Origin of the sequence: Priestia sp. YIM B13491, assembly GCF_042787605.1 — a bacterium.
GTDB classification, from domain to species: domain Bacteria; phylum Bacillota; class Bacilli; order Bacillales; family Bacillaceae_H; genus Priestia; species Priestia megaterium_E.
On the sequence record NZ_JBHZOR010000003.1, the window covers coordinates 185,325 to 210,937 of the forward strand.

Annotated in this window: 27 protein-coding genes; 9 read left to right on the forward strand and 18 right to left on the reverse strand. The window is 37.2% G+C overall.

The genetic code is table 11. The features are described 5' to 3' along the window. Window positions 1-11 precede the first annotated feature (11 nt). Both ACFX4E_RS11790 and ACFX4E_RS11795 read right to left on the reverse strand, forming a co-directional pair. Complete coding sequence (locus tag ACFX4E_RS11790) at window positions 12-314, reverse strand: urease subunit gamma (protein WP_071273344.1); 303 nt, start codon at window positions 312-314, stop codon at window positions 12-14. 152 nt (window positions 315-466) lie between these two features. Next, the gene (locus tag ACFX4E_RS11795; protein ID WP_377238152.1) at window positions 467-1,516 is read right to left on the reverse strand and encodes an anthranilate phosphoribosyltransferase; all 1,050 of its coding nucleotides are present in this window, start codon (window positions 1,514-1,516) and stop codon (window positions 467-469) included. 194 nt (window positions 1,517-1,710) lie between these two features. Between ACFX4E_RS11795 and ACFX4E_RS11800 the strand changes: the two genes are divergently transcribed. Beyond that, entirely contained in the window at window positions 1,711-2,853 is a 1,143-nt protein-coding gene (locus ACFX4E_RS11800) for a C40 family peptidase (RefSeq protein WP_377238153.1), read from the forward strand. Between the two features lie 80 nt (window positions 2,854-2,933). Here ACFX4E_RS11800 and ACFX4E_RS11805 read toward each other — a convergent pair whose 3' ends face one another. From ACFX4E_RS11805 to ACFX4E_RS11830, 6 genes are all read right to left on the reverse strand, one after another. Next, window positions 2,934-3,848 carry a 3D domain-containing protein gene (locus ACFX4E_RS11805; protein WP_377238154.1) on the reverse strand — a complete coding sequence of 305 codons (915 nt, stop codon included), beginning with the start codon at window positions 3,846-3,848 and terminating at the stop codon, window positions 2,934-2,936. Between the two features lie 439 nt (window positions 3,849-4,287). Then, on the reverse strand, window positions 4,288-5,037 hold the full coding sequence (gene nfsA / locus ACFX4E_RS11810) for an oxygen-insensitive NADPH nitroreductase (RefSeq protein ID WP_377238155.1): 750 nt from the start codon (window positions 5,035-5,037) through the stop codon (window positions 4,288-4,290). A 92-nt stretch (window positions 5,038-5,129) separates the two neighbouring features. Then, window positions 5,130-6,263, reverse strand: a complete 1,134-nt coding sequence (locus tag ACFX4E_RS11815; protein ID WP_377238156.1) for an MGDG synthase family glycosyltransferase — start codon at window positions 6,261-6,263, stop codon at window positions 5,130-5,132. Next, window positions 6,260-6,853 carry a DedA family protein gene (locus tag ACFX4E_RS11820; RefSeq protein ID WP_013083764.1) on the reverse strand — a complete coding sequence of 198 codons (594 nt, stop codon included), beginning with the start codon at window positions 6,851-6,853 and terminating at the stop codon, window positions 6,260-6,262. The genes ACFX4E_RS11815 and ACFX4E_RS11820 overlap by 4 nt, the downstream gene beginning before the upstream one ends. A gap of 15 nt (window positions 6,854-6,868) precedes the next feature. After that, on the reverse strand, window positions 6,869-7,579 hold the full coding sequence (locus ACFX4E_RS11825; RefSeq protein ID WP_060746959.1) for a polysaccharide deacetylase family protein: 711 nt from the start codon (window positions 7,577-7,579) through the stop codon (window positions 6,869-6,871). 290 nt (window positions 7,580-7,869) lie between these two features. After that, window positions 7,870-8,472: an alpha/beta hydrolase gene (locus tag ACFX4E_RS11830; protein ID WP_028409123.1), complete on the reverse strand. Its 603-nt coding sequence runs from the start codon at window positions 8,470-8,472 to the stop codon at window positions 7,870-7,872. Between the two features lie 822 nt (window positions 8,473-9,294). Between ACFX4E_RS11830 and ACFX4E_RS11835 the strand changes: the two genes are divergently transcribed. Continuing rightward, the gene (locus ACFX4E_RS11835) at window positions 9,295-11,085 is read left to right on the forward strand and encodes a transglycosylase domain-containing protein (protein WP_377238157.1); all 1,791 of its coding nucleotides are present in this window, start codon (window positions 9,295-9,297) and stop codon (window positions 11,083-11,085) included. Between the two features lie 34 nt (window positions 11,086-11,119). Here ACFX4E_RS11835 and ACFX4E_RS11840 read toward each other — a convergent pair whose 3' ends face one another. Together ACFX4E_RS11840 and ACFX4E_RS11845 are read right to left on the reverse strand one after the other, a co-directional pair. Continuing rightward, entirely contained in the window at window positions 11,120-12,451 is a 1,332-nt protein-coding gene (locus ACFX4E_RS11840; protein ID WP_028409125.1) for a polysaccharide biosynthesis protein, read from the reverse strand. A 294-nt stretch (window positions 12,452-12,745) separates the two neighbouring features. Continuing rightward, window positions 12,746-13,663, reverse strand: coding sequence for a DMT family transporter (locus tag ACFX4E_RS11845; RefSeq protein ID WP_028409126.1), 918 nt, complete (start codon window positions 13,661-13,663; stop codon window positions 12,746-12,748). 150 nt (window positions 13,664-13,813) lie between these two features. On the opposite strand from ACFX4E_RS11845, the gene ACFX4E_RS11850 reads away from it, so the two are divergent. Then, the gene (locus ACFX4E_RS11850; RefSeq protein ID WP_377238158.1) at window positions 13,814-15,190 is read left to right on the forward strand and encodes an aminotransferase-like domain-containing protein; all 1,377 of its coding nucleotides are present in this window, start codon (window positions 13,814-13,816) and stop codon (window positions 15,188-15,190) included. Between the two features lie 63 nt (window positions 15,191-15,253). Here the strand turns inward: ACFX4E_RS11850 and ACFX4E_RS11855 are convergent, their stop codons facing one another. Continuing rightward, complete coding sequence (locus ACFX4E_RS11855; protein WP_013083771.1) at window positions 15,254-15,652, reverse strand: FixH family protein; 399 nt, start codon at window positions 15,650-15,652, stop codon at window positions 15,254-15,256. 150 nt (window positions 15,653-15,802) lie between these two features. Here ACFX4E_RS11855 and ACFX4E_RS11860 point away from each other — a divergent pair, with 150 nt between their 5' ends. Next, window positions 15,803-16,381 carry a hypothetical protein gene (locus tag ACFX4E_RS11860; protein WP_377238159.1) on the forward strand — a complete coding sequence of 193 codons (579 nt, stop codon included), beginning with the start codon at window positions 15,803-15,805 and terminating at the stop codon, window positions 16,379-16,381. A gap of 97 nt (window positions 16,382-16,478) precedes the next feature. After that, entirely contained in the window at window positions 16,479-17,144 is a 666-nt protein-coding gene (locus ACFX4E_RS11865; protein ID WP_013083773.1) for a type 1 glutamine amidotransferase domain-containing protein, read from the forward strand. Between the two features lie 41 nt (window positions 17,145-17,185). On the opposite strand, the gene ACFX4E_RS11870 is transcribed toward ACFX4E_RS11865, so the two are convergent. Further along, window positions 17,186-18,913, reverse strand: coding sequence for an ABC transporter ATP-binding protein (locus ACFX4E_RS11870; RefSeq protein ID WP_098334421.1), 1,728 nt, complete (start codon window positions 18,911-18,913; stop codon window positions 17,186-17,188). 219 nt (window positions 18,914-19,132) lie between these two features. On the opposite strand from ACFX4E_RS11870, the gene ACFX4E_RS11875 reads away from it, so the two are divergent. Next, window positions 19,133-19,321 (forward strand): hypothetical protein, encoded by a 189-nt coding sequence (locus ACFX4E_RS11875; protein WP_060746963.1) that lies wholly within the window; start codon window positions 19,133-19,135, stop codon window positions 19,319-19,321. Between the two features lie 31 nt (window positions 19,322-19,352). Here the strand turns inward: ACFX4E_RS11875 and ACFX4E_RS11880 are convergent, their stop codons facing one another. Beyond that, complete coding sequence (locus ACFX4E_RS11880) at window positions 19,353-20,414, reverse strand: copper resistance D family protein (RefSeq protein ID WP_225049447.1); 1,062 nt, start codon at window positions 20,412-20,414, stop codon at window positions 19,353-19,355. 4 nt (window positions 20,415-20,418) lie between these two features. Further along, window positions 20,419-20,979, reverse strand: coding sequence for a copper resistance CopC family protein (locus ACFX4E_RS11885; protein WP_377238162.1), 561 nt, complete (start codon window positions 20,977-20,979; stop codon window positions 20,419-20,421). 284 nt (window positions 20,980-21,263) lie between these two features. Here ACFX4E_RS11885 and ACFX4E_RS11890 point away from each other — a divergent pair, with 284 nt between their 5' ends. Continuing rightward, a complete protein-coding gene (locus ACFX4E_RS11890) occupies window positions 21,264-21,533 on the forward strand; it encodes a CPCC family cysteine-rich protein (RefSeq protein ID WP_013057680.1) in 270 nt (89 codons plus the stop codon). Here ACFX4E_RS11890 and ACFX4E_RS11895 read toward each other — a convergent pair. The 3 genes from ACFX4E_RS11895 to ACFX4E_RS11905 all read right to left on the reverse strand — a co-directional run bounded on the left by ACFX4E_RS11895 (window position 21,459) and on the right by ACFX4E_RS11905 (window position 23,390). Continuing rightward, the gene (locus tag ACFX4E_RS11895) at window positions 21,459-22,286 is read right to left on the reverse strand and encodes a poly-gamma-glutamate hydrolase family protein (RefSeq protein WP_377258992.1); all 828 of its coding nucleotides are present in this window, start codon (window positions 22,284-22,286) and stop codon (window positions 21,459-21,461) included. The genes ACFX4E_RS11890 and ACFX4E_RS11895 overlap by 75 nt on opposite strands. A gap of 555 nt (window positions 22,287-22,841) precedes the next feature. Beyond that, window positions 22,842-23,015 carry a hypothetical protein gene (locus tag ACFX4E_RS11900; RefSeq protein ID WP_013057683.1) on the reverse strand — a complete coding sequence of 58 codons (174 nt, stop codon included), beginning with the start codon at window positions 23,013-23,015 and terminating at the stop codon, window positions 22,842-22,844. Between the two features lie 93 nt (window positions 23,016-23,108). Further along, the gene (locus ACFX4E_RS11905; protein ID WP_098524722.1) at window positions 23,109-23,390 is read right to left on the reverse strand and encodes a Fe-S cluster assembly protein HesB; all 282 of its coding nucleotides are present in this window, start codon (window positions 23,388-23,390) and stop codon (window positions 23,109-23,111) included. A 192-nt stretch (window positions 23,391-23,582) separates the two neighbouring features. On the opposite strand from ACFX4E_RS11905, the gene ACFX4E_RS11910 reads away from it, so the two are divergent. Further along, a complete protein-coding gene (locus tag ACFX4E_RS11910) occupies window positions 23,583-24,035 on the forward strand; it encodes a Dps family protein (RefSeq protein ID WP_028409135.1) in 453 nt (150 codons plus the stop codon). Between the two features lie 22 nt (window positions 24,036-24,057). Here ACFX4E_RS11910 and ACFX4E_RS11915 read toward each other — a convergent pair whose 3' ends face one another. Further along, on the reverse strand, window positions 24,058-24,609 hold the full coding sequence (locus tag ACFX4E_RS11915; protein ID WP_098334418.1) for a hypothetical protein: 552 nt from the start codon (window positions 24,607-24,609) through the stop codon (window positions 24,058-24,060). 208 nt (window positions 24,610-24,817) lie between these two features. On the opposite strand from ACFX4E_RS11915, the gene ACFX4E_RS11920 reads away from it, so the two are divergent. Continuing rightward, complete coding sequence (locus ACFX4E_RS11920; protein ID WP_028409137.1) at window positions 24,818-25,450, forward strand: spore coat protein; 633 nt, start codon at window positions 24,818-24,820, stop codon at window positions 25,448-25,450. Window positions 25,451-25,613: the final 163 nt, after the last annotated feature.

Consider the following 25,613-nt stretch of genomic DNA (forward strand, 5'->3'; position numbering starts at 1 on the left):
TTTCCCTCCTCTTAACGAATTGGATCATGAACAGTGACGAGCTTGGTTCCGTCTGGAAAGGTCGCTTCCACTTGAATATCATGAATCATTTCCGGAATACCTTCCATTACATCTTCTCGTTTTAAAATCTTGGTGCCTTCTCGCATTAGCTGTGCTACCGTCTTGCCATCACGGGCTCCTTCCATAATTTCATATGTAATAATAGCTACTGCTTCGGGATAATTAAGCTTTAATCCTCTTGTTTGACGGCGTCTTGCCAAGTCGGCAGCTACGACAATCATTAATTTTTCTTGTTCTCGCGGCGTAAGTTTCAATGGAAGCTTCCTTTCTCCTAATCTATTTTCTAATTCACATCGAGTGTTATATTTTCTAACATAAATATATAACTAATTATAATAAATTTTCTGATAAAAGACAAAGAATTTATCTCTTCCGATAAAAAAAGATGAGCTTTTTTGCTCACCTTTTACACTTCCGAAATCGCTTGTTTTTTCCATTTCTGCAGGTGTTTCCATCCTAGACCTTCAGCTAGCTGACGTTTTGCATAGTCTATTCCTTTTTCAATAGATACTTCATAGCCAAATAGATAATAGCGCAAGCCGGCATTTAGCACTACTTGATTATAGACGTAAGTCAGTTCGGAAGAAGCTTCACCTTCTAGAATGCGCGTTACATATTCCGCTTGTTTTTCAACACTTATTTTCTTTTCAAAGCGCTCTTCTTCCACAAACAGTCCGTACTCTTTTGGATTGACAATAAACGACTCCATCTCTCCTTCTGAGATAGTAAAAACAAAGCTGCTTCTATGTACAGGTACATCTTCAGATCCTTCTATCCCTTGCACCACGTATACGTGTTTGAAAGGTAGAGAAGCAAAAATGGGCACAATTTTGTTAATGGCTGTGCGGTGAAAAGCGCCCATCATTAAAGAAGAAGCATTTGATAAATTTAATAATTTTTCAACCGTATTAATTAGCGTCCTGACACCAATTTCATGACGAATTTGTTTGATTCGACTAAGAGGATAGGAGATTGTTTCGGCATTGACAAAGCCAATTTTTAACGCTTCAAATGTATGACCGATGTCTTCAATCGTTTGAGCTTGAGGAATCTGTAACGAATGAAGTACGTCTTCAATCGTTGTTCCAAACTTTGGAGGAAGAGCTTCTGTACAGTGTAAAAAAGCAGGCACACCTCTTTCCGCTAATAAAATCGATACGGGAATTGTAGCAAAAAATGAATTTCTCCCTGCATAAGGGCTTGCAAAATCAATTGATTTATCTTTTAACGGCTGAGACAGCGGTATTTCTTTTGTTTTTTCACGAAAAGCATGAACAAATCCTAACAGTTCGTCTGCATTTTCAGTTTTAATACGTTCCGCGATAAAAAAAGCAGCGATCTGAGCATCCGTAGCTTGTCCACAAGCAATTAAGCGAGCCGCTTCTTTTGCTTGTTCATACGTTAAGTTAGTTGATCCTCTTTTTCCGCGCGCTATTTCTTTGATAAATTGCTGCATATCGTACACTTCCTTTTTAACTGAATATTTGTACATTGTATCACATATTTTCTTTGTTTCTTAGATTATCTTCTATCAGGTACGCAAACTGCTAAAAAATATGAAATTAAAGGAAAAGTACTAGTTCTTTTATAACCTAATATAGTATAATCTATCTGCTATACTATTATTTGGATATTTGGGGGACTTTACAAATGAAAAAAGAGAAACTACTTGTACCATTTATAGCAGCATCGGTTTTAGTAGGAGCATCAGTGACAACGCCTGTTTTTAGTCACTCTGCTTATGCTGCTTCTTCTGTCAGCGTTTATCAAAAAGACGTTAATTCGCTAGCAGATTATTACGCACCATTTTATAAAACAGTGGAAAAAAAGCTAAAAGAAATTGAAGGAATAAAAGATGACGAAAAAGCGTTAGCGGCATATGATCAGCTTGCGGATCAAATTGACCAGTTTCTAACAAAGACTGATAAAAATTACGCGATGAATCACCTTAATTCAGAAGCTGATCAGCTTCAAGGATATTTATATGACAGCTTAATTGCTCTTTACAATTACATTGTGGATCTTGAAGACTATGCGTATGGAGATGTAAGTGACGCGGAATTTAATAAGATCTCTGTAAATTTTGAAAAAGAAATCAACGCATACAATACGCAATTTCAGCAAAAAGCGAAGAGCTATAAAACAAAGCGAAAAGTAACGTTTAACGCAAATATGAGTTATTTGCTTGATGAAGATATTCAACCTTCACCAACAGCTCCATCTACACCGGCTGATAGCAATGGCACCTACACGGTGAAAAAAGGAGACACGCTGACAGCAGTCGCTAAAAAGTACGGCATGACGGTAGCTGAATTAAAAAAATTAAACAATTTAAAAACAGATGCGCTAAAAGTCGGACAAGTGCTGAAAGTGAAAAGTGCAAGCGCACCGTCTCCGTCTCCAGCGCCTCAAACTTCTGTTAGTGCAAAACAGCAGCAAATTGTATCGTATGCCAAAACACTGATTGGAAAGCCATATAAATATGGAGGCACGACACCAAAAGGTTTTGATGTATCAGGGTACACACAGTATGTATATAAAAACGCGGGTTCAAATATTTCTATCCCTCGTACAGTAGCGGATCAGTATAAAAGCGGCACGGACGTAAAGCAAAACAGCCTGCAGGCTGGAGATTTAGTTTTCTTTAAAAACGGCAAATCCGTTTCAGTTGTAGGAATTTACCTAGATAAACAAGAATTCATTTATGTCAGCAGCAAAGGCGTTAAAACGCAATCACTTTCAACAGCGTACTGGAAAAACAGCTATGCGGGAGCAAAGCGTATTATAAAGTAAAAAGAGGTGCCATAAGGCACCTCTTTTGCTTTACTAGCTATGTATTTCTATACTAGACTAGCAATTTTATAAAAAACTTCTTAGTTCATAACCGTGATTTTAACAGATTTTCTTCCGAACTGTTGAGCATCACCTTCAGAAGGAACGAATACATCAATTCGATTACCTTTAATTGCTCCACCCGTATCGGCAGCTACAGCTTCACCATAGCCTTCTACATAAACTTTCGAACCTAATGGAATAACGCTAGGGTCAACAGCGATTACTTTTTGATTTGGATTTGCTTTTAAATCCACTCCTGTAGCAGTTGTACCGCTACATCCAGCACAATTAGCTGTATAGGCAGTCGCTTCAACTGTCATTGACTTGCCGCTGGCTTGTTGTGACGATTCAGCAGGTTGTTGTTGAGCTTGAGCTTGCTGCTGTTCTTTTTGAGCTTGTTCAGCTTGAGCTTGCTGCTGCTCTGTTTGAGCTTGTTCAGCTTGAGCTTGCTGCTGCTCTGTTTGAGTTTGTTCAGTTTGAGCTTGCTGTTGCTCTGTTTGAGTTTGTTCAGCCGGCGCTTGAGCTTGCTGAGCTTCTGGCGCAGCCTGAGCTACTGAAGGGCTCGATTGCTGAGCTTGGCCGTTTGGAGACTGAATTTTTAATTGTTCGCCAGGATAAATTAAATCTGACGTCAGTCCGTTCCATTCTTTGATTTGATCTACCGTCACGCCATATTGCTGACTGATGGACCATAATGTGTTTCCTTGCTGAACTTTGTGTGTCATTTCTTTTATAGTAGCTACGTTTAATTCTTGATTTGGATAAATAATATTAGATGTTAAGTTATTTGCATCTTTTAGCTCGTCTACGCTCACGCTGTGCTTTTGAGCGACTTTCCATAACGTATCACCTTTTTCTACGTGGTACGTTCCACTTGTAGAAGCAGAAGCTGCACCTACAAATCCCGCTGAAAGGATTGCTGTTGTTCCTAGAGTAAATATAAATTTTTTCATTACGAATACCTCCTTATTTACTCAATGATTGAATGATATCATCCTCACATTTCACAGCCGTTACAGAGCCATGCTACTTTTATTACAAAACTTAACAAAACAGAACGTTTAATCGTAATATTTCTGATAATTTGGGTATATGATGAAACGTTTCTACTTTTTACTGCTTTTTATTGTTGTTTTTACTAAAATAGTTAAATTTCTCTATCGTTACTGGCTATGCCTCTTCTTTTTTATTGACCATTTAACGGGTATATTAAGTTTTTTTCATAACAAAAAAAGAGGTTGGGACATAACGAAATGAATCCAGTCAACTACTAGAAGGAACTATATAAATGAAACCTATGTTCACCATAACAAAAAAAGCGAACCGCTCATCAAAAATTTTGATGAGCGGTTCGCTTTTCAATTCGGCTAAACTACTTTTGTCTCAGCTTTTTTATTTCTTGTTAAATCCTTGCTTTTCAACGAATTCTTTCATATACATACGCTTAGGATTGGAAAGCATTTCAGCCATTTGGCCAGTCCATGTGTCTTGGCGTTTGCCATTTGTTCTTTCATTGTAATAAGCAGAAATTTCTTCGTTATACGCTGTTAATTCTTTTTTCGTCTGCTCATCGTTCGGCTCATATGTTTCTTCATGATACACATGTTTAAATGGTAAGCGCGGCTTTTTATCCGTAATACCCGCTGGATGTCCAACCGTTAGACCAAATAACGGGATTACATGATGAGGCAGTTTTAACACTTTGCTTACTTCTTCTAATTCGTTACGCAAACCGCCAATGTAACAAGCTCCAAGTCCCATTGATTCAGCAGCAAGCGTTGCATTTTGCGCAGCAAGGGCAACGTCAATAATAGCTACCATAAACTGCTCTGTGCTTTCGAGCGCTGTCGATAAATCTTTTTTCTCCATTTGCGCAATGACATCATGACGGTGAAAGTCAGCGCAAAATACAAAGAAGTGGCCATTTGTTTCTACGTAAGGCTGATTTCCTGCTAATTGAGCAAGCTTTTGCTTCGTTTCTTTATCTTTTACTCCAATAATGGAATACGCTTGAATATAGCTTGATGTGGAAGCTGCCTGTGCGCTTTCTACAATCGTCTGAATTTGCTCTTCGGACAATGGTTTGTCTTCATATTTGCGAATAGAACGATGATTTAAAATCGTTTCAATAACTGAATTCATATTATAATCTCCTTTTACTTCATTTAACCTTCTACAGATGTTATCTCTACAGTTAGTTTATCGAATGTAAAAAGAAATAACCAATGTTCTGCTTAAAATTGATTTTGACTTGTCTCATATCGATACAGCTTAAAATGATCTGCAAGCACGCGATCTACTTTTACTTCTAAGCTGTCTACATATTCGTCCATTCGTTTTATCAAGCGGTTTCGTTTCACATCATTTTCTAAAATGTTCTTAAGCTGCTGCTCAAAGGCTTCAGCATCATTAAGCGGTATCAGCAGCTCTTTTTCTTTGAGATATTCAATGTTAATTTGTTCTTGACCGGGAAGAGATGAGTGAATAAAAATAGGTAGTCTCTTGTGAAGGGCTTCGCTAATTGTCACTCCCCCCGCTTTTGTGACAATGGCATCTGCTTCCTCATATAAATCATTCATTTTCTCTCTCGATTTTACATACGAGACCGCTTTAATTCTCGGGTGGTTTAATTTTATTAGTTCTTGATACAACTTTTTGTTTTTTCCGCACAGCACATAATACATATACGTACAGTTTTGCGGAAGCTGCTGAAGCATTTTGCGTACATTTCCAAGGCCGGAATTCCCTCCGGCAATCAGTATATGTTTCTGTGGCATGAGATGGTCAATCCGTCTTTTTAAAAACGCTTTATGAACCGGAATTCCCGTTACATAAATAGAAGACTCTTTTACACCGTGAACGTTTTGTAAAAACGCTTTTGTATCCTGATCAGGTACGCAGTGAAGCTCAATTCCATTTTTACCCCATACGTCGCTTACTAAGAAGTCGGTGTATACGTTTATAATAGGAAGATCAATGATTCCTTTTTCTTTTAACCCGCTTAATACACAGGAAGGAAAGCTGTGTGTACAAACAATGACATCCGGCTGCTCTGCATCAATTAACTTCTTCATATGGTATTCGATAATCGGCCACTTTTTCACAACAAAGTCATCCATCGTATGGTCGTTTTTTTTGTATACATGACCGTAATAAAATTTTTCAAACTGCTTTGGAAAAACAGAAATCCATTTCATGTATATTGATGAAATCATTTGTTCAAGCGGTTTGCTCCAATAGCTTAAACAATCAATTTTTTGACAAATAACGTGCGAAAAACGCTCCATGATGGCATCCATAACGGCGTCTGCTACTTGGTGATGACCAGATGGCATCTGAAAAAGCGGTAAGAATAAAACCTTCCTCATTGACCATCCCTCCTCTCAAGACGTTTTCGGTTTCTTGTTCTTTTTATAAGTAAATAAATGACAAAAAAAGCTACAGCGCCCATGATAATATACGAAATATGAATTCGATCTCCTACGTAGTAACCCAAAATCAGAAAAGAAAGGACCCATACTAGACTTCCTACTACCGATAACAATAAATAAAGCAAAAACGGATAGCGACTTATTCCCGCCATATATGGGCTAATCTGACGCAAGCCCGGAATATATAAACCAAATAAAATGGTCCATATCCCATATTTATGGTAGCTGCCGCTTGCCGCTTCAATTTTTTCTTTGGTTAACCCTACGTATTTTCCGTACTTATCGAAAAATGGGGTTCCCGCATACCTTCCTAGCCCGTAAGCAGTAAGCATTCCAGTTATAACACCTAAAAAAGCAAAAAGAGATGATTCGTATAAGTTCAGCTGATGTTTGGCAATAAACATGCCTAATAATATTAAAAATGATTCTTCAGGCGCTGGAATTCCAACAATCCCACAAAAAAGTACAAGTAAAATAACAATATAACCATAGGAATGTATATACTGAGAAATAATTGTTAAGTCCACTGCTCGCTCCTCTATTTACGATTGATTCATCAATTGCTGCATGGTTATACTTTCATACCCTTGCTGTTTTAAGTAAGGTAAAAATTCTTCTAACGCCGCAATCGTCATTTCAGGTGCTTTTTCATCTGCTCCCGGGGTATCTCCATTATCGTGTAAAACAAAAATGGCTCCATCTTCTACTTTACGCATTAGTTTTTGAACTAATGCCGTTTTCGTTGTTTTTAGTGTCCAATCCTGAAAGATTCCTGTCCAGATCACAAGGTGATATGGCTTGGCCATTGATAAACTGCTCATATTTAAATGTCCCCACGGCGGACGATAAAAAAGCGGCTTTTGATTTGTTACTTTCTCTATAACCTGTGCACATTGATGAATTTGTCTTTTTAATTGCCAAGGTGTTTGCGTCCATGCACTCACATGACGATGATGATGTATAGCTACTTCATGTCCTTCATCGATCATCCTGTTTAAAATAGACGGGTGTTTTTCCCCTAGTTCTCCCACAATAAAAAAAGTAGCTTTCATTTCATGCAGTTTGAACAAGTCCAAAATTTTTGGCGTATAAACAGGATGAGGTCCATCATCAAATGTTATAGCTATTTTATGCTTTTTTACCCCTTTTATTATGACTGATGAATGATAGCGACGGTAAAGGGTTTGCGAAATAATGGTATATACACATATAACCATTAGAACGAAAAGTAAAACAATAAAAAAACGAGTCATATGCTTTTAACCATCCTTTTGAATTTAAATCCTGCATTTATTATAACGGTTTACTCAGACTTTGGTTTCATTTTTTTGTGATAGAAGCCAGGAATTTTAAAATAATTTGATACTTTACCTAAAAATAGCTATTCTTCAAGGATATACCGGAAATAAAATGATATCATAAAATTTCCCTTCATTCAGTAAAAAAAGTACTTTTTACCATTTATATCTATCTTTTGTACGATAGCTTTCATTATTTTTTAAAAATAAAAAAACTTCCCGCACGAATGCGGAAAGTTTTTAAATTAAAATTTTGCTCGATACCATTTTTCAGCTGCTTCAATTTCTGTTCGTGTTAACTGATGGCCAAATGATTCCCAATGCACCTGTACGTCCGCTCCAGCTTTTTCTAAAAGCGCAGAAAGTTCTTCCGTTTCTGATGCTGGGCAAATAGGATCGTTTGTGCCTGCGCCAATAAAGATAGAAGCGTCGGTCTTAGGCACTTCAATTCCTCTTCTTGGAACCATCGGATGAAGAAGAGCCGCCCCTTTTAAAGAATTTTCATAATGAAATAGCAAACTTCCTGCAATATTGGCACCATTTGAGTAGCCTACAGCTACGATGTTGTGTCGGTCGAATGAGTATGTTTCAGCCGCTTCATCTAAAAATTGATGAAGTTCTTTTGTGCGTTCAATTAAATCTTCTATATCAAATATTCCTTCTTGTAAACGTCTAAAGAAACGAGGCATTCCGTTTTCTAGTACATTTCCTCTTACAGATAATACGGAGCAAGAGGAATCAATCATATCTGCAACAGGGAGCAGATCTTGTTCTGTACCTCCTGTACCATGCAACAGCAATAAAGTCGGTTTCGTCTCGTCCGTTCCTTTTTTAAAAATATGTTTCACGTATATCCACTCCTTTTGAATATCTCGAATTAAAGATAATTTTATTATAAGAACTTTCGAAGCATTTGTAAAGGAACTACTGTCAAAGAAATACCTGTATGTTTTGCTGGCAGTATCACATAATACTGAATAACTTCATATGGCCATTGCTCATATGCAGCTAGGTATTTAATTCGTTTGACTTACAGCGAGGAAAGAAATATTCCACTTTTAGCTAAGTGCTCCCGTCAAAAGGTGGATAATGATTAAAACTCGCCCGTCCTCCTTCGTATAAAAAGTGCCCTAGTCTGATAAATTAGTTAATTTTTTCTTTATTTCGTTACTTTCAACAGATATCAGCATTTATACCCGAACGTACTAAATCTTATTTCTTATACGTGTTATAACAACTTTTTTCTATGAGAAACAGAACGTAAAATACCAGCTTGTTTTTTCATAAAGGGGAACAAAGCCCCGAATGGTGCTTTATACGACTTTATTTGACAAACACAAATTTATGGGTAAACTAAGTTCAGATGATTGTATTTCACTTTGTTTCAGTTTAATAAAAAAACGAAGCATCTGCGAGTAAGCAAAAAATAACTGCGTAAAGAGCTATTCATGTCAATCATCTTATACCCTAAAAACTTACCTGCACTTGAATAATAGCCTTTATTAAACTTAGCGCGTCAGCTTGTGAACGTTAATACTTTATCACCCATCTCTCTGTTAAAAGATTGAATGGGTCAACAAACTTCAGCATTCTTTACATAACGACCTTGTAAAGACGAAGAATGTAGCTATGTGTGAACATGGAATTATTACTTAGTGGAGTGAACCAACATGAGGAAATTTATTTTAGCCTTTTTAGTCGTTGTTTTAATTGTAATGCTGGGAGTTACCTATGTATTAAAGCAATTTCAGCAAACGGCTGATTTATCTTACTCGAAACTGCAGTCGGTTCAAAGTACGGTAATCTATGACAAAAATGACCGTAAGATTGACGAATTGTATAAAACCGTTCCCCGTCAAAATGTTTCGAGCAATGAAATTCCCGATTATGTAAAAATGGCGTTTGTTGCAACGGAAGACCGTCGCTTTTACAAGCATTTTGGGATTGATTTACAAGGTATTGGCCGCGCCCTTTTTAAGAACATTGTAACAATGAGTAAAGCTGAAGGCGCAAGTACCATTACACAGCAGTTAGCAAGAAATCTTTACTTATCTAGTGATAAGACCATTAAACGTAAAGTAGATGAAATGTTTCTATCACTAGGCTTAGAAAGACAATTTACAAAAGATCAAATTTTGGAATTATATTTAAATCAAATTTATTTCGGAAGCGGTGTATATGGTATTGGTGCAGCTTCTCAGCTTTATTTTAATAAGCCTGTATCAGATTTAACCGTAGGCGAAGCTGCGCTTTTAGCGGGACTGCCAAAAGCGCCGAGTACGTATTCACCAAGCAATAGTACAGAAAAAGCGACAGCCCGACGAAACGTTGTATTGAAACTGATGCATGACCAAAACGTTATTAGCGATACTCAGTATCAGCAAGCGTTAAACGAACGTGTAGTCGAGCCTAGTGTTCCTGTTAAAAAACCGAACTCTAATCAAGCATTTATTGATTATGTAATTAAAGAAGCTGCTCAACAGTATGGCGTATCTGCTGATGACCTTTATAAGGGTGGTTATGCCATTTATACAGATTTAGATCCTAATTTACAGGAATCGATTAATAACTCTGTAGCAAATCATACGTTCCGAGATGATGCCATCAACAGCAAAGTAGAGGTTGGAATTTCAGCTGTCAACCCTAAAACAGGTGGGATTTCAGCGATGTATGGAGGACGCAGCTATGAGCGAAACGGCTTAAACCGTGCTACAAGCGGCTATCAGCTTGGTTCAGCTATTAAGCCTTTAGCCGTATATGGTCCAGCCTTAGAAACTGGAGATTATACACCAACTTCACTCCTAAGTGACGAACGACAAGACTTTGGCGGTGGATATAGCCCTAAAAACGCAGAAGGTGAATATCAAAAGCATGTGACAATGCGTGAAGCACTTACTCGTTCACTCAACGTTCCAGCTGTTTGGCTTTTAAAACAAATTGGTATTGATACAAGCGCAAAATTTATGGAAAAAGCTGGACTTCCTCTTGAAGATGACGATAAGTCAAAATTAGGGCTTGCTCTTGGAGGAACGACGACAACGTTCTCTCCCCTTCAGTTAGCACAAGGATATACAACTTTTGCTAACAAAGGCGTTATGACTAAGCCGTACGCAATTCGAAAAATTGAGATGCGCGACGGTGAAGTGAAAAAGCCAGACATTCAGACAGAGAGAGTAATGAGTGAAGAAAATGCGGATACAATGACATCCATGCTGCAAGATGTGATTGAAAAAAGCTATGGAACAGGTGTTAACGCTCGTTCTTCACGAGATGCTGCAGGTAAAACTGGTACAACCAACGATGTCAAAGATGCTTGGTTTGTCGGGTATACCGATGATGCAGTCGTTTCTATCCACGCTGGCTTTGATAATGCTAATTCTACGCAAACAACGAAATACTTATCAGGCGGCGGCGGACAAGACCCTGCTACACTGTTTAGCTCAATTATGAATAACTGGTAACAAAAAAACCTCCAACTTCACCGTTGGAGGTTTTTTAAGATAAATGCGTTTTATGCTTAAGTGAAAAAAAGGAAACGTTGATGACTTTGCAAATCGTTACATAATGCAGAACGGTCAAGACAACCACGCCACAGTTCATTCCGATAATAATTCCCTGCATGCCAATATTTGTTTGTGATCCTAAGAAAAACATCAGGGAAAAAGATACAATATGAGACCAAATCGTATGATAAAAAGCATCTTTTACATAGCCAAGTCCAATTAAATAAGCTTGAAGCGGAACAGCAAAGAAGTGAAAAAGAAAATACGGCCATAAAGCCTTTAGATAGTACACGGCCTCTGTAGAATGAAAAAACAAGTTAGTAAGTGGCTCAGCAAAGAAATACATTGCCACTATAGACGGAATCCCATATAAAAATGTCATTTGCATACTTTGAGTCAAAAGTCTTTGAAGCTGTTCTTCCTGATTTTTCGCATGAGCTTCAGATACAGCAGGTATTAGTGCTACTAAAAGAGAATGAGCAAAGAAAGCTGGAAAAAAGCCGATCGACATCGCTACACCTGTTAGCATACCAAAATGCTGCGTGGCACCGGTTAAAGTCATGCCCGACAAAACGAGCGCGTGTTTGATTAAAAACGGCTGAACAGCATTACATACCGCATTAAATAAACGCAGTCCCGTGGTCGGAAGTGAGACGCCTAACAGCTTTTTCCGAATCTCACTTGGGGAAAGCAAAGGTCTGTGCCCTCTTGATAAAACACTTAACTGAGTAACATACGTGATAAAAAAATAAAGTAAAATAACAGCTTCGGTTCCAATTAGCGTACAAATCGCAATAAACAGCGACATTTTAACATCTGTGAAAGCAAACATTTGAAAAACAACAAATAAAATCGTTAGCTGAAAGGCTTTGCGGATAAAATTAGACACGGCGATAGTCGTCATATTATTTTTACCCGTAAAATATCCACGAAGCACGGCTGAAAATGAAACAACCGGAATGAAACATAGTACAACCCATTTTAAGTAAGGATGATAGTGACTGAAAAATGGAAAGGCTGCTAATACGGCCAGTGTAATAAAAAAGATTCCCAAGCTCACAGCAGTCGCAAAAATGGTGGCATGCTTCATCATATGCTGATGTTCTTTGCGGTGATGTTCGGCCAAAAATTTAGAAATAGAAATAGGCAGTTCTAAGTTGGCTACGGTGGCAATAAGAAAAATGATAGGAAGAACAGTCATGTACATGCCCATGCCTTCTCTTCCTAATTCTCTAGCAAGTACCATATTTACAAGAAATTCAATTAACTCTCCTGCAAAGGCAGCACCTGCTAGAATAAACGTTCCCTTCAAAAAAGTGTTCATCTCGTTATCTCCTCTATCTCCCGTCCTTTTTCATCACTACCTCTTCTCTCTATGTATATGACAAGCCCAATCCGAATTATTTATCTAATTGTATTTTTTCGGTGTACAAGTTCTTGTATAATGTTCAACCTATGTGAAAAAAAACCGTTATATACCTTTTTCACATAGGAAATTCATTCATTTCTTATACTTTGGCTCTTGAGACTTACATAGAAAAACAGAAGACCGAATGAATCTGCTGATTGCTAATGGGAATAGAGCATGTTGTTTTAATGTAACAAATTCACATATTAGTTAAGCGTCTTTATTCACTATTTTCTGTGGATGCACTTCTTTTTTTGACACCGAAGCGTTTTTGCCTAGTACAACCGAAAAGACAACAATTATTGCTATAGCAAGAGTAAAAAGTGTAATTGTTTCACCTAGAAATAGAGCTGCAAACAGAATCATTAAAAATGGCTGTAAATATTGAACCTGGCTAACTCTGGCTATTCCACCCATAGCCATCCCGCTGTACCAAGCAACGTATGCTAAAAATTGACTCACTACTGAGAGATAAATCAAACTAACCCACGCTTGTAAAGGCGCATGGAGCATTTCAGCTGTAATGCTTAGTCCTACTGGAATCATAAAAAATGGTGCACCGATGATAATGGCCCAAGCAATTACTTGCCAGCTGCCTAATTCTCTTGCTAACACCCCTCCTTCTGCATAGCTCAGTCCAAGTATCAGCACCGCTGCTAGTAAAGCTGCATCGGCAAACTGCAGTTGACCGAATCCGAGGTGAAGAGCATACACGATAACAGCTGCCGAACCGATTATACTTGAGACCCAGAATTTTAAAGAAGGACGTTCACCCCCTCTAAACATCGCAAAACCGGCTGTGGCTAATGGTAAAAGAGCGAGTTCAACCGCTCCGTGAGAAACAGGCAATGATTTCATTGCCCAAGAAGTGAGCAAAGGAAACCCTAAAACTGCGCCTAAAGCGACGATCACCAGACTTTTAAATTGGCGAAGAGAAGGAAATTTTTCTTTTCGTACAATCAATATCACAGCTACTAAAACAGCAGCTACAGCTGTTCTTCCTAAACCAGCGACTGTCGTTCCGAAATACTTGACTGCAATGCTTGTAGAAGGAAGGGTTAAGCTAAAACAGATAACGCCTACTAATCCCAACAATACGCCCATTTTCTCTCTAATTTCTTTTTGCATCTTACCCTACCCCTGTCTTTTTATTTTTCAGAACTGTACCATTTTTCTAAAAAAAGTTCTGATATAATTAAAAGGATAGCGCAGGACAACTAGTAAAATAAATCATTCTTTTACCTATCTGTAAGGGTACAAATTAAAGGAGTAGGACCTATGAGTTTAAAATATCTGAAAATCATGGAAGAAATTAAGCTTGGCCTAGCAAATGGATCGTTTATTGCAGGTGGTAAACTCCCTTCTGTTCGCCGACTCTCCCAACATTTTTCGTGCAGCAAGAATACCGTTATCAAAGCGTACAGCGAACTAGAAAAAGAGCATTTAATTTATTCTGTTCCTAAAAGCGGCTACTACGTTGTGGCAGAATTTCAACATAAGACGAATGAAAATGAAGTGATTGATTTCTTGTCTGCTGGTCCAGATAAAAACGTTATGCCTTATCTTGAATTTCAGCATTGTATAAACCAAGCGATTGAACACTACAAAGAAGAGCTTTTTACATACTCTGATCAACAAGGCTCTTACTCATTGCGGGTACAGTTAGTGAAACACTTGCAGAACTTACAGGTGTTCACTCAAGCTGAAAGGTTAGTTGTTGTATCCGGGTCTCAGCAAGCTCTTCACTTACTAGTTTCTATGCCCTTTCCAAATGGAAAAAATAATATCCTAATTGAACAGCCCACTTATTTCGGTTTTATCGAGTCTCTTACGGTGCACCAAGCTACTACTTTTGGGATCCAGCTATCGATGGAAGGGATTGATCTTGATCGTTTGGAGTACATTTTTCGAAATAATGATATAAAATTTTTCTACATTATTCCAAGATTTCACAATCCTCTTGGGCATTGTTATACAAATTTTGAGAAGAAAAAAATCGTGGAGCTAGCCGAAAAATACGATGTATATATAGTGGAAGATGACTTTTTGGGCGACCTTGATCCCGATGCAAAATCAGATCCTTTATTTTCTTTTAATCCTTGTGGACGAGTTATTTACATTAAAAGCTTTTCGAAAATCTTTCTTCCTGGGTTACGTATTGCTGCTGTCGTGCTTCCTTCGTTAATGAATAGCAACTTTTTACGATATAAATTCAGTTCAGATTTTAATAGTTCAGCGCTTTCCCAAGGTGCTCTTGAAATTTATTTAAAAAGCGGCATGTTTACGAGTCATCTTAAAAAGATAAAAGAGGTATACCATACCAAAATGCAAACTCTTGTAGAAGCATGTGATTCACTGCTACCCGCTCATACACACTTTTCTAAACCAACTTCAGGATTCTATTTATCCATTAGTTTGCCTGAGCATGTGACAGCAAAACAGATCGTTCACATGCTGAACGAGCAGCACATATATGTTGATGATGCCTCTAGATTTTTTTTACCAGAATATAAAAGAGACACTCTTCTCCGATTAAGCATCTCACAAGTAAATACGAATACGATCAAACGAGGAATTGAACAGTTGGCTCAGTGCATTACTTTAATTGATGATAGAAAACATCATCCTATTCCAAATAACCTTTTCCCCTTGTAGAATGGGAATTCAATGGACATACTAAACGAAAAGAAGCCAAGGAATTAGAATCCTTGACTTTTTTTATTTAACCGTAACGGTTATAAGAGGCATGTTATGCGTCCCTTTTGCAGAAACATGTGATTGCACGGTATATGTGCCAGGCTCAGAGAAAGATGTTTGTATTTCATATACACCTTCTCCTATTTGTTTAGGCTTTAACATCTTCCCTTTCCCTTCGCTATCTTTTTTTTCTATTTCAAATTCAATCATTTCAACATCATCATTTTTCACTTTTTCGTCTCCATATGTAACTTCGGCTTTGTAGATACCGCTTTCATTTTTCTGTAAAGCCTCTGGGCCTTGAAGATTTACGTCCAACGGTTTTGGCTGCTCAGCATTTGTGGTTTGAGCAGGTTCCTGACCACAGGCCGTTAAAAGTAAACAAAGACTGATTATAGATATACTTATTCTTTTTTTCATATATTCATCTCCTTTTTAAACCCTTTGTTTAACTATAACGCGTATTGCAAAGAAAAAAATGAATTTTTCTAAAAAAGAAGGATTTTTAAAGAATTTTTAAGAAAAAAAGTTCATACTGATACTAACTAGTTTTTTTCAAGGAGGAAGAAAATGAATTCAGCTAAATCTCCAGCTAAAAAATCATGGCTACAGACATTAATCAAAAATAAAAATGAGCGCAAAAAAGTGATCTTTATCTTTACTATCTCTTTTTTACTAGTTGTAGCAGGGCTTATTTACATCCCTATTTATAAACATTCCCTTCCACTCGATTCTAAAATATATGAAGGGAATTTTAAAGAGCTTGGTTCAATCGCACGAATTGGTTTTTTTGCAGCTTTAGCCATTTATCCTATTTTTTTATTATTAAAATGGAAACCGTTATCGCACATAAAAAAAGGAAATTTTGAGTTAAAACCGCTTATCCAATTTTTAGCCAAGTATGTTCGTCAGTGGCACGTTCCCATTGCTCTTATATCAACGGCCTTCATTATTTTACATGGTTATATGGCTTTAATAAAAGGATTTCAAGCAAATTTTACGTACTTTTCAGGAATTATTACGATGGCTGTTCTAGCTTGTTTACTCGTGATGGGCGTGAAGCGCTATAAGCGTACAGATAAAAAGTGGCATCTTAAATTTGCTATCTCTTTTTTGGTTTTGTTTATGATTCACGCTACCTTTTCATAACTTGCCATTGTTTAAAGTTTTTTTATATAGGGTACAGTTCACAATGAATACATGATATGTATCACTATACGTTTTACATCATTTAGGAGGTATAAACATGGCAAGAGTGTTAGCTGTATTATCAAGCGGATACGAAGAGAAAGATTATCACACAGGTTGGTGGGCAGAAGAATTATTTGCTCCGCTGCAAAAGCTTGAGGACGCAGGGCACACCGTTGATTTAGCCTCACCTTTTGGAGGTAAGCCGGAAGTAGACGTTCGAAGTATTTCAGAAGACTTTGATCCAGACGGAACGTATAAGAAATTATATGAATCAGGAAGAGCGGATCAGACAATGAAACTTGAAGAAGTAGATGCTGAGAACTATGATGTTATCTTAGTAGTAGGCGGCCATGGCGCTATGTTTGACTTAGCAAAAAATGTGGACTTGCATGCACTTATGAACAAAGTGTACGACAATGGAGGTATTTTAGCAGCTGAGTGTCACGGACCTTCTGTTTTTGCTTTCTTGAAAGGATCCGATGATGAACTGTTAATTAAAGGGCTAGACGTAACCGGTTATCCTGATGAAATTGAACCGGAAGAAGTACTTCCCTTTTTACCATACAGTTTAGAACAAGAACTTCGTGAAGTGGCTAATTACATCCCTGAGATGGATAAAAAAGCATATGCTGTTTGGGCAAATGATCAAATTGTCACAAGCCGAGATCCTTTTTCTTCTGAGTTAATGGGTGATGAATTAGTTAAAAAGCTAAATAAATAAACTAAAAAAAGACTGCTTAAAAGCAGTCTTTTTTGTTTGTTCTATAGGGATGTTTGAAACTGCTGCTCTACCAAACGCCGGTAAAAAGCATGAGAGGCTAACAGCTCTTTATGCGTTCCGCTTCCTGTAACTCTCCCTTCTTCTATTACAACAATTTGGTCTGCATTAATGACCGTAGATAGACGATGGGCAATGACGAGTGATGTGCGCTCTTTCATTACCGTTTCCAATGACTCTTGCACAAGCTTTTCTGATTCGGAGTCCAAGCTAGCTGTCGCTTCGTCCAGTAGTAAAAACTGGGGATTGCGTAACAGCGCTCGGGCAATTGCAATACGCTGTCGCTGTCCTCCTGAGAGATTAATACCTCTTTCTCCAATCATTGTTTCATATTGATCTTCAAAGGACTGAATGAAATGATGAGCATTCGCTAACTTCGCTGCTTCTTCTATTTCTTCATCCTCCACATGCCGCTCTAATCCGTAAATGAGATTTTCTCGAATTGTTCCTGCTAAAATCGGAGAATCCTGCTGAACATAGCTAAACAGGTGACGCCACGAACGTAAGTTGACGTTTTGACTGTCTGTTCCATCCAAGAATATGCGCCCCGATGAAGGCTCATAAAAGCGTTCGATAAGTGAAAAAACAGTAGATTTTCCAGCTCCGCTAGGTCCAACAAAAGCGGTAACTTCTCCTTTTTTAGCAGAAAATGAAACTTCCTGCAATACTGGTTTATCTTCATATTGAAAAGCAACTTTATCGAACCTTAAACTCCCTACCTGTTCAAGCACTTCTCCATTTTCATAGTTCTCTTCTTTCTCAGCTAATATATCAAAGATTCTTTCTGAAGCTCCTTTAGTTTGCTGAAAGCTCGTAACAAATCGGGTAAGTGAACCAACCGGAACCATAATTTGAAAAAGGTAAAGAACAAAAGCCACCAGCTCTCCTGCAGTGATAAATCCCTCACTCACCCGGTATGCACCAAACCCGACGATGGCAATCATAACAGCGGTCATCACCGTGCTAATAATCGGGGTAATGATCGCTTCAATTTTAGCTCTCTTTACACCGAAGAGGTAGAGTGACTGAAACGATTGTAAGCCGGAATCAACTTCTTTTTTCTCTGAACCGGATACTTTAATCAAGCGGATTTCACTCAGCATTTGAGCTAAAAAAGCCGTAAGCTTGGACATTTTATCCTGCTGCTCACGTGAAATTTTATGTATTTTTCTCGCTAGGGGCATAACCAGTACAAACATAACGGGAATAACCGCTAATAAAATGAGCGTCATGGGTACATCAAGCGTAAATAAAATAACAATGGCAACGATAATAGATAAAATGTTTTTAACAAAGTCAATCATTTCTGTTGACAATAAATTCATCACAATGGTTGTATCATTTGTAATGCGGCTTACCATTTCACCGGAACGGTTTTGGTCGTAAAATGAAACCGGAAGCTTTATGAGCTTGTTCCACACTTTATGTCTGAGTTCTTTTACAACACCTTGCCCTACTTGAGCAAGGAGATAAAGAGATAATGCGCTTGTTACCATTTGAGCAGCAAATAAACCAAGGAGTCCTGCTACAAGCTGCGGTGAGACGCCTACCGCAATTTTCTCCATCACTTCTTTAATCACAAGAGGAATAGAAAGCGACGCTCCGGTATTAATTAAGGCCAGTATGAACGAAATGAGTAGCTTTCCTGTCGGAGGGTTCGTTAGCAACCATAATTTTTTAAATGAAAAATGAATTCCTTTTTGCGTATTCATCTTAGTTCCTTTCTAATTCTTTTAATAGGTGGTATACACACTTTAGGCAGACACCACACAATTTACCTTCAAAGTTCTATCTTATTTTACACCATTTCCTTTCTAAACCTGAACATCTAAGCTTTTACCTATTTTTTAAACTCGTCTATACGAAAATGACAAGCTGGTCATATACTATGGTACACTGAATTCTTTTACTAGATGAGAGGTTGAATAAGAATGTCTGTTTATATTAAATCTATTTCTATTGGCACAATTTCTGGCGGGATCGTTATTTTTGGAAACGCAGGAAATATATCGCCTCCAAGCGGATCTGGTTCTAGCTCTGGTTCTGGTTCTAGTTCCCAAATGCCGATGCCTCCTTCTCCGGGAAAAGGCCCGAGAGATAACACCACTTTTAATGGCTAATAAAAAAACAGTGAGGTAATTCTCACTGTTTTTAGACTTGAATACTTGTCATCATCGCAATATAAAAAGCAAAAACAAACAAACCCGCACTTAATACGCTAAGCCATACTGTCTTTTTGTAAAAACAAATAAATAAATACACAAAAAACAGCAGTGCGACAAATAAGAACAGAATTCCTACAACCGTTACGTGAAAAGTTAGAGGAAGCGTCACTTGCTTTCCATAGATAAACGGAAGAATCGATGAATCCATTGCCATATGACTTATATTAGTTGGCGGCGATTGCGTCACCATCATAGCTGTAAATAAAAAAATGATAAGCAAAATAATGCTTTCTGCTCGAATCCACATCACGGGCTTATATTCTGGATGTTTTATCGTTTTTTTCATAAGAAAGCCATTGATGACGGCAAATGCAAGCAGCGGAATAATCGTAATATGCTTTAGTAAAAGAGACTGCCCGTAATCTGTAGCCCATGAATTTACATAGTTGGACAGGCCCATGATAATGACCATCGAAATGAACCCACTTAATGAAAGAAGCACAAAACAAGCGATTGCAAAAGGAGTAAACCAGCTTAAGAAACTTTTCCAATTGGAGGTTTCTTTTGAAAAAGCGGCAACAATCAGAACCACCCCTCCCCACAGTCCAACTGCTAAAATATGAAGAGAATGAGAAAGCATGCCGCTAAGCGCAGAAGCGGATGCTGCGTGACTTGCGTAGGCGATTCCTCCCACTAAGGCTACAGTCAGTAATGTATACATATGAGGGTGGCTCTCTATTGACACAGCAACCATACATAAAATAGCAATCAGCACAACAAAGATCCAGGCGTGTCCCGTTCTTGTTTCCAATAATACAAGACGAACTGTTTCACCTAACCCTCTTATTTTTGAAAAAGATAAAATAATCTCAAGCGAATTTCCAACCGAAAAAATAGCGACAGCCGCTGCACTTGCAAGTAGCCATCGCTTTGATAATAAAATTGTTGGCTTTTTTGTAAGAGGTACATATTGCAGTACGGCAAATCCTAATAGTAAGGAAAGACCTACGTATGTGAACCACTCAAAAACAGGCAACAAAATACTCATCTTTTTAAGCCTTTTTCTTCCTGAAGATTAAGAGTAATGCTCCAACCACCACTACAATAGCAATAATCATGATAACAAAAAACGATGAAGAATCATTGTTCTCTGTTTTTTCATCACTTGCTACTGCACTTTTTTTGTGCTGTTTGGATTGCGTGGCGTCTTGCTTTTTTTCACTATCTTTTCCGGCTGCTTGAGTATTCTCTTCTTTCGCTTCATCTTTCACATCTACCTTAAAAGCAATCGAATCTTTCATTACATGACCATCTTCCCCTACAATTTCCCAGTCCACTGTGTAAGATCCGTTTTCAAGAGGCTGATCGACAGAAGCTATTAAATCATGACCCTCTACTTTTTGCGATGCAAGTGAAATTTTTTGTCCATCTTTTGTAACGGTTACAGTACTGATTTTCTCGATGTGTGTTTCAAAGGTTAATTTAATTTCTTTTAGAGGAGCTGTAACAGTTGCACCATTTTCCGGCAGGGTTGTTTGCACATGTGTATGAGCGAAACTAACTGTCGGAACAGCTAAAAAGCATGCTAAAAGTAAACCTATTATTTTTTTCATATTTATGACTCCCTATCTCTTTTTTCTTTTTTCATCATATCCAAAAATGTTTTTATGTAGACGTTTCCGAACACGATCTATTTTCCTAGTAAGTGTACTCCTTTTTTACTCAGTCTCACAATAACTATTACCAATTCGTTATAAAATGTTCACAAATCCTAGGAAAGATGCCGCTGTAATTTTTTTGAATATTCTTTCAGACTATCCTTGAATATAGTAAAATAGTTAAATAAGATGGCTGACTTTTTTCTAGCTTAAAATCCCATACAGAAAGGATAGAAACAATGAAAAAGTATACATGCCCTTGCTGTGGTTATCAATCGTTAGACAGTGATGGTGACTATGATATTTGTGAGATATGTTTTTGGGAAGACGATCCGTACCAAAAGCTGAATGCCAACGAATTAGGAGCCAACTCTATTTCTTTAATAGAAGCTCAGGAAAATTTTATAGTTTATGGAGCGTGTAATAAAGAAAGCTTACAGCACGTGAGAAAGCCTTCTGTTCAAGATGTAAAAGATTTTAACTGGAAACCTATTATAAGTCACGAATAGCAAAACTAGTTTATAAAAAAAGAATGCTTGCGAAAGCATTCTTTTTTGGATTAAGTAAGAAGTGGAAACGAATGTAGAAAGCAAATTTGTAAACTTATAAAAAGTTTGAGTTTTAGACGAAACTCTTCCTTTTGAAGTGAATGAATCAAACATAGCACTTCGCAGCGGTTGGCTAATCTCTAATTGAATACTTTTCCCGGTACGATTTTTATTTGCAATATTTCCAGGGTTAATGCCTGCAATCTCATCGTGTCCTTTTGTAATCAGTTCCGCCGGAAATCCATTTTGATTTAATAATTGCGTTAATTTTTTTGCACGCTCCCGATCAGTCCCGCCCACAAAAATATGTTTTTCGTTCCCAGAATACCCGTGAAGAGATAAAACATTATCATACTTGCTTACCATCTTACGCGCTGTGGGCTCATCAAAATGAGTGCTTGTGAGGTGCAGGTCTCGTGATCCTTTCGACTTTAACGATTCGAATAGGTAAAGAGCATTTTGTTTGCTAAGCTCTTTGGCAATTTCGCTTGTCCCACCTTCAATTCCTCCACCGTGTGGAGCAAAGATAAGGACAGGGCTTTTCGTTTCTTTAGTCGTCACTTTATAGCTAGCTGAAGACTCGTGCTGTGAGAGCTGCTTGAAATTTTGATATTTATCAGTTGACGCACTAGATGTATCTTGAAAAGGTGAAATAAATAAAACGAATAGACAGATACATAAGGTAGAGAAACTTACTAAACGATAGCTTTTCAATTTGTACTCCTTCTTTCTATTGTGTAATAAGACCTAAAACATTAGAATCCTAAAAAATCCAAAAATAATATTTATAGTAGTCTTATTTACTTATCGTTATAAATTATAATTTATTTAATAGTTCTTAATACCTATTTATATTATTTAAAAAAACTTCAGCGCATATTCACTGAAGTTTTTTTACTTTTTTTGTTTTTATTTATTTAAAGCAAGCGCCAAACTAATTTTATCCAGCCAAAGAAGGCGATCCATAAAGGTATGCTCAAAGATGTTCCCCACGCTAAACCAATTAAGAAGTTTCCTCTTTCAATCATACAAACCACTCCTTATGAACATTGTAGGTGAACAAGTACAATTCTATACTTTCACTATAACAGAAAGCGCTTTCATTTAATAGTGACTTACACGTTTTTAGTGCTATATTCATACAGAAAACCGGATTTCAAGTAGATAAAGGGCGATATATAAGAAAATGAATAATTACGAGATGTGAAAGTATAATAATCTACTTAAAAAAAAGAAACCTTCTTTGAAGGCTTCTTTTCTAGGTATTTTTTATTGTTCGCCGCTGCGCTGCAAGCGATTCTCAATAAATAGGCGCTCAACAAATTTATTTAACTGGGCTTGATACAAACGGCGCTCATCTAGCGTTTTTGCGTCTTGTATTTGCTGTTTAAAGCGTTTGATTTGCTGTCTTTGTTCAACCGTTACATGATGAGAAAGAAGCATAGGTCCCCCTCCATTTCACTAACGTTTGAATTAAGTAAACCAAGGTTTACCAAAACAAACAACAAACCTGTTAGCTTCTCTTACATAAATTTTTTACTCAGCCTCTTTAGCCCCAACTAATGCCAGACCTGGACCATACGGCGTTGTATGAACATCTAACATTAATTCATTTGTATAAGGCACAATAGAAGCTTCCATTGCTACTTGTACTCCGTCGACTTCATACATTTCATCATTTTCAAAAGGCTCTTCAAAAGCTAACCCAATATTAGGGATTTCACAGCTAATTCCTTTGAAATACAAGCGAATTCCTGTTATCTCCTGCTCTTCAAGTATATTGTTAATTAATTCTTTTGCTTCTGGTGTAATATGCATAGCTAACCCTTCTTCCTTTCAATACTCTTGCTCTATCCTATCATATCTTTAGAGTTTTTAAAGAGAATAACTGCAATTTAAAAGCACTTTGATTATTATTTAATAATAATTATAAATAAGTATTGATTTTAATTTGATATTTGATATAATATAGACATAAGATAACAACAACTCATTAGGAGGCTATTAACTATGAATTTAGAAAACGTATTGAACCAACAAATTGCCGATTTTAACGTATTGTATACGAAGCTGCATCGCTTTCACTGGTATGTAAAAGGGCCTCAATTTTTTACGCTTCATGAAAAATTTGAAGAATTCTATAATGAGACGGCGGACTATATAGATGAATATGCAGAACGATTACTAGCCATTGGAGGAAGTCCAATTGCTACAATGAAGCAATTTTTACAAGCAGCTACTCTTTCTGAAGATGGAAACGAGCAAACGAGTGAAGAAATGGTAGAAACTTTAATTAATGATTATATGCTACTTGTTAAAAACTTAAAAAACGCAGTTGAAAAAGCTGAAGCAGCACACGATCACGTAACAGCTGACTTATTCATTGGAACAATCGGCAACATTGAAAAACATATTTGGATGCTAAAAGCTGCTTTACCTGTAAAAACATCCGTAAACGCATAAAAAGAGCCTAACCGGCTCTTTTTTACGTTTGTTGATTTACTTTTTTTTGTCTTTGCAACCACATAAAAAAAGACATATCATCGTGAATGTCATCTTCTAGCACAGCCTTATAGACATGATCACTCGTATAATAGCGATTATATCCGCTTTGCTGTTTGAAAAATAAAATGCATTCCCGCTTCTTTTCAGTGAGAAGTGATTTTAATAACTCTTGTTTCTCAACTTTGTCCTTCACGATATTTTCTGGAAGCACGGAAATATCAAGTTTCCACTCTTCTCCCTTCTGAATCATATACACAATCCACTGATACTTATCTTTTTCATTAGCAAATATCATCTTATAAGGGTTAAAACGCTTTGTAAGCTGATACCCCATGTGAAAAACAGATTCTTCATCCATTTCATCATTTCCTACGTAAAAATTAATGATGCGATTTGTCATGACATTTAATTCAAAACTCTCCCCTGAGAGAGGACACCCATATTCTCTTAACAGATCCAATAAATGATTGGATACCACCAGTTGATTTGCTTCGTGTTTTAATTCACTTGAGTATGACAGCAGCTCATTCATGTTTTTTGATTCCCCTATCTATAGATCGTGAATTGTTATTGATATTCGCTTTTTTTTTATAAAACCCTTTCACTTTTATCCTTTAATTAAATAACTAGTTGTAAATTAAGTTATGTAGAGCAACATTTTATGAATAAATCAAGTTTGAGTATAAAACCTGAAGAAGTTTAAAGACTATAGTCGATACCGATTTTAAGGAGGACTTAGTATGAATAATCACGAACTTCCTACAAACATGCAAACTGGAGCTATCCCCCCTCAATTGAACCATGGAGGGCATGAACTATTTGACGTTCATGAAACACTTGCCGGTTCGATTAATGTAATGGATCAGTTTATGATGTTTAGGCAATATGTAAAAGAACAAGAGCTGCTTGATATCATTGATCGGCAATATCAGTTTATTTTAAACGAATATAATTTAATCGTAGAAGCTTTTTCTACGGGTCAAAAGCCGGCCGGTTCTACACATGTGTATAACATGAAGCAGTCTAATACCTTTATTTATGGTTTAAAGCCTTCGCAGCCTAAAAAGCCGAATCAGTCCGTGGAGGAAATTAATGAAAAAGGCATATCAGGTCATATGCTAGGTCTAATCAAGTCTCAAGCATCTCTTTTAACCATGACCGCTTTAGAAATAACAAATCCTGTTGTTCGCCGAATATTCGGAGACAGTGTTCCTAATTGGATTGAAATGGCTTATGAAATTTCTCTTTATCAAAATAAACACCATTATTATCAAGTGCCGCAGCTTGCAAAAGAAGATATGCAGCAAATGATCACAAGTTTTACAAAAGCCACTGCCTCTCCTCAGATGCCTAATAACCATAACGTGCATTAATTAAAAAGAGGCTGGGGCAAACGTATTTTAATTAAAGGAAGATCCGAACGATTCATCGTTCGGATCTTTTCATTAGTATGGTGAATATAGGTTATGTTTAGAGTAGCTTCTAGCTGTTGATTGGAGGGAAAGCGTAGCCTTGCACGGAAATCACCAGCAGTGT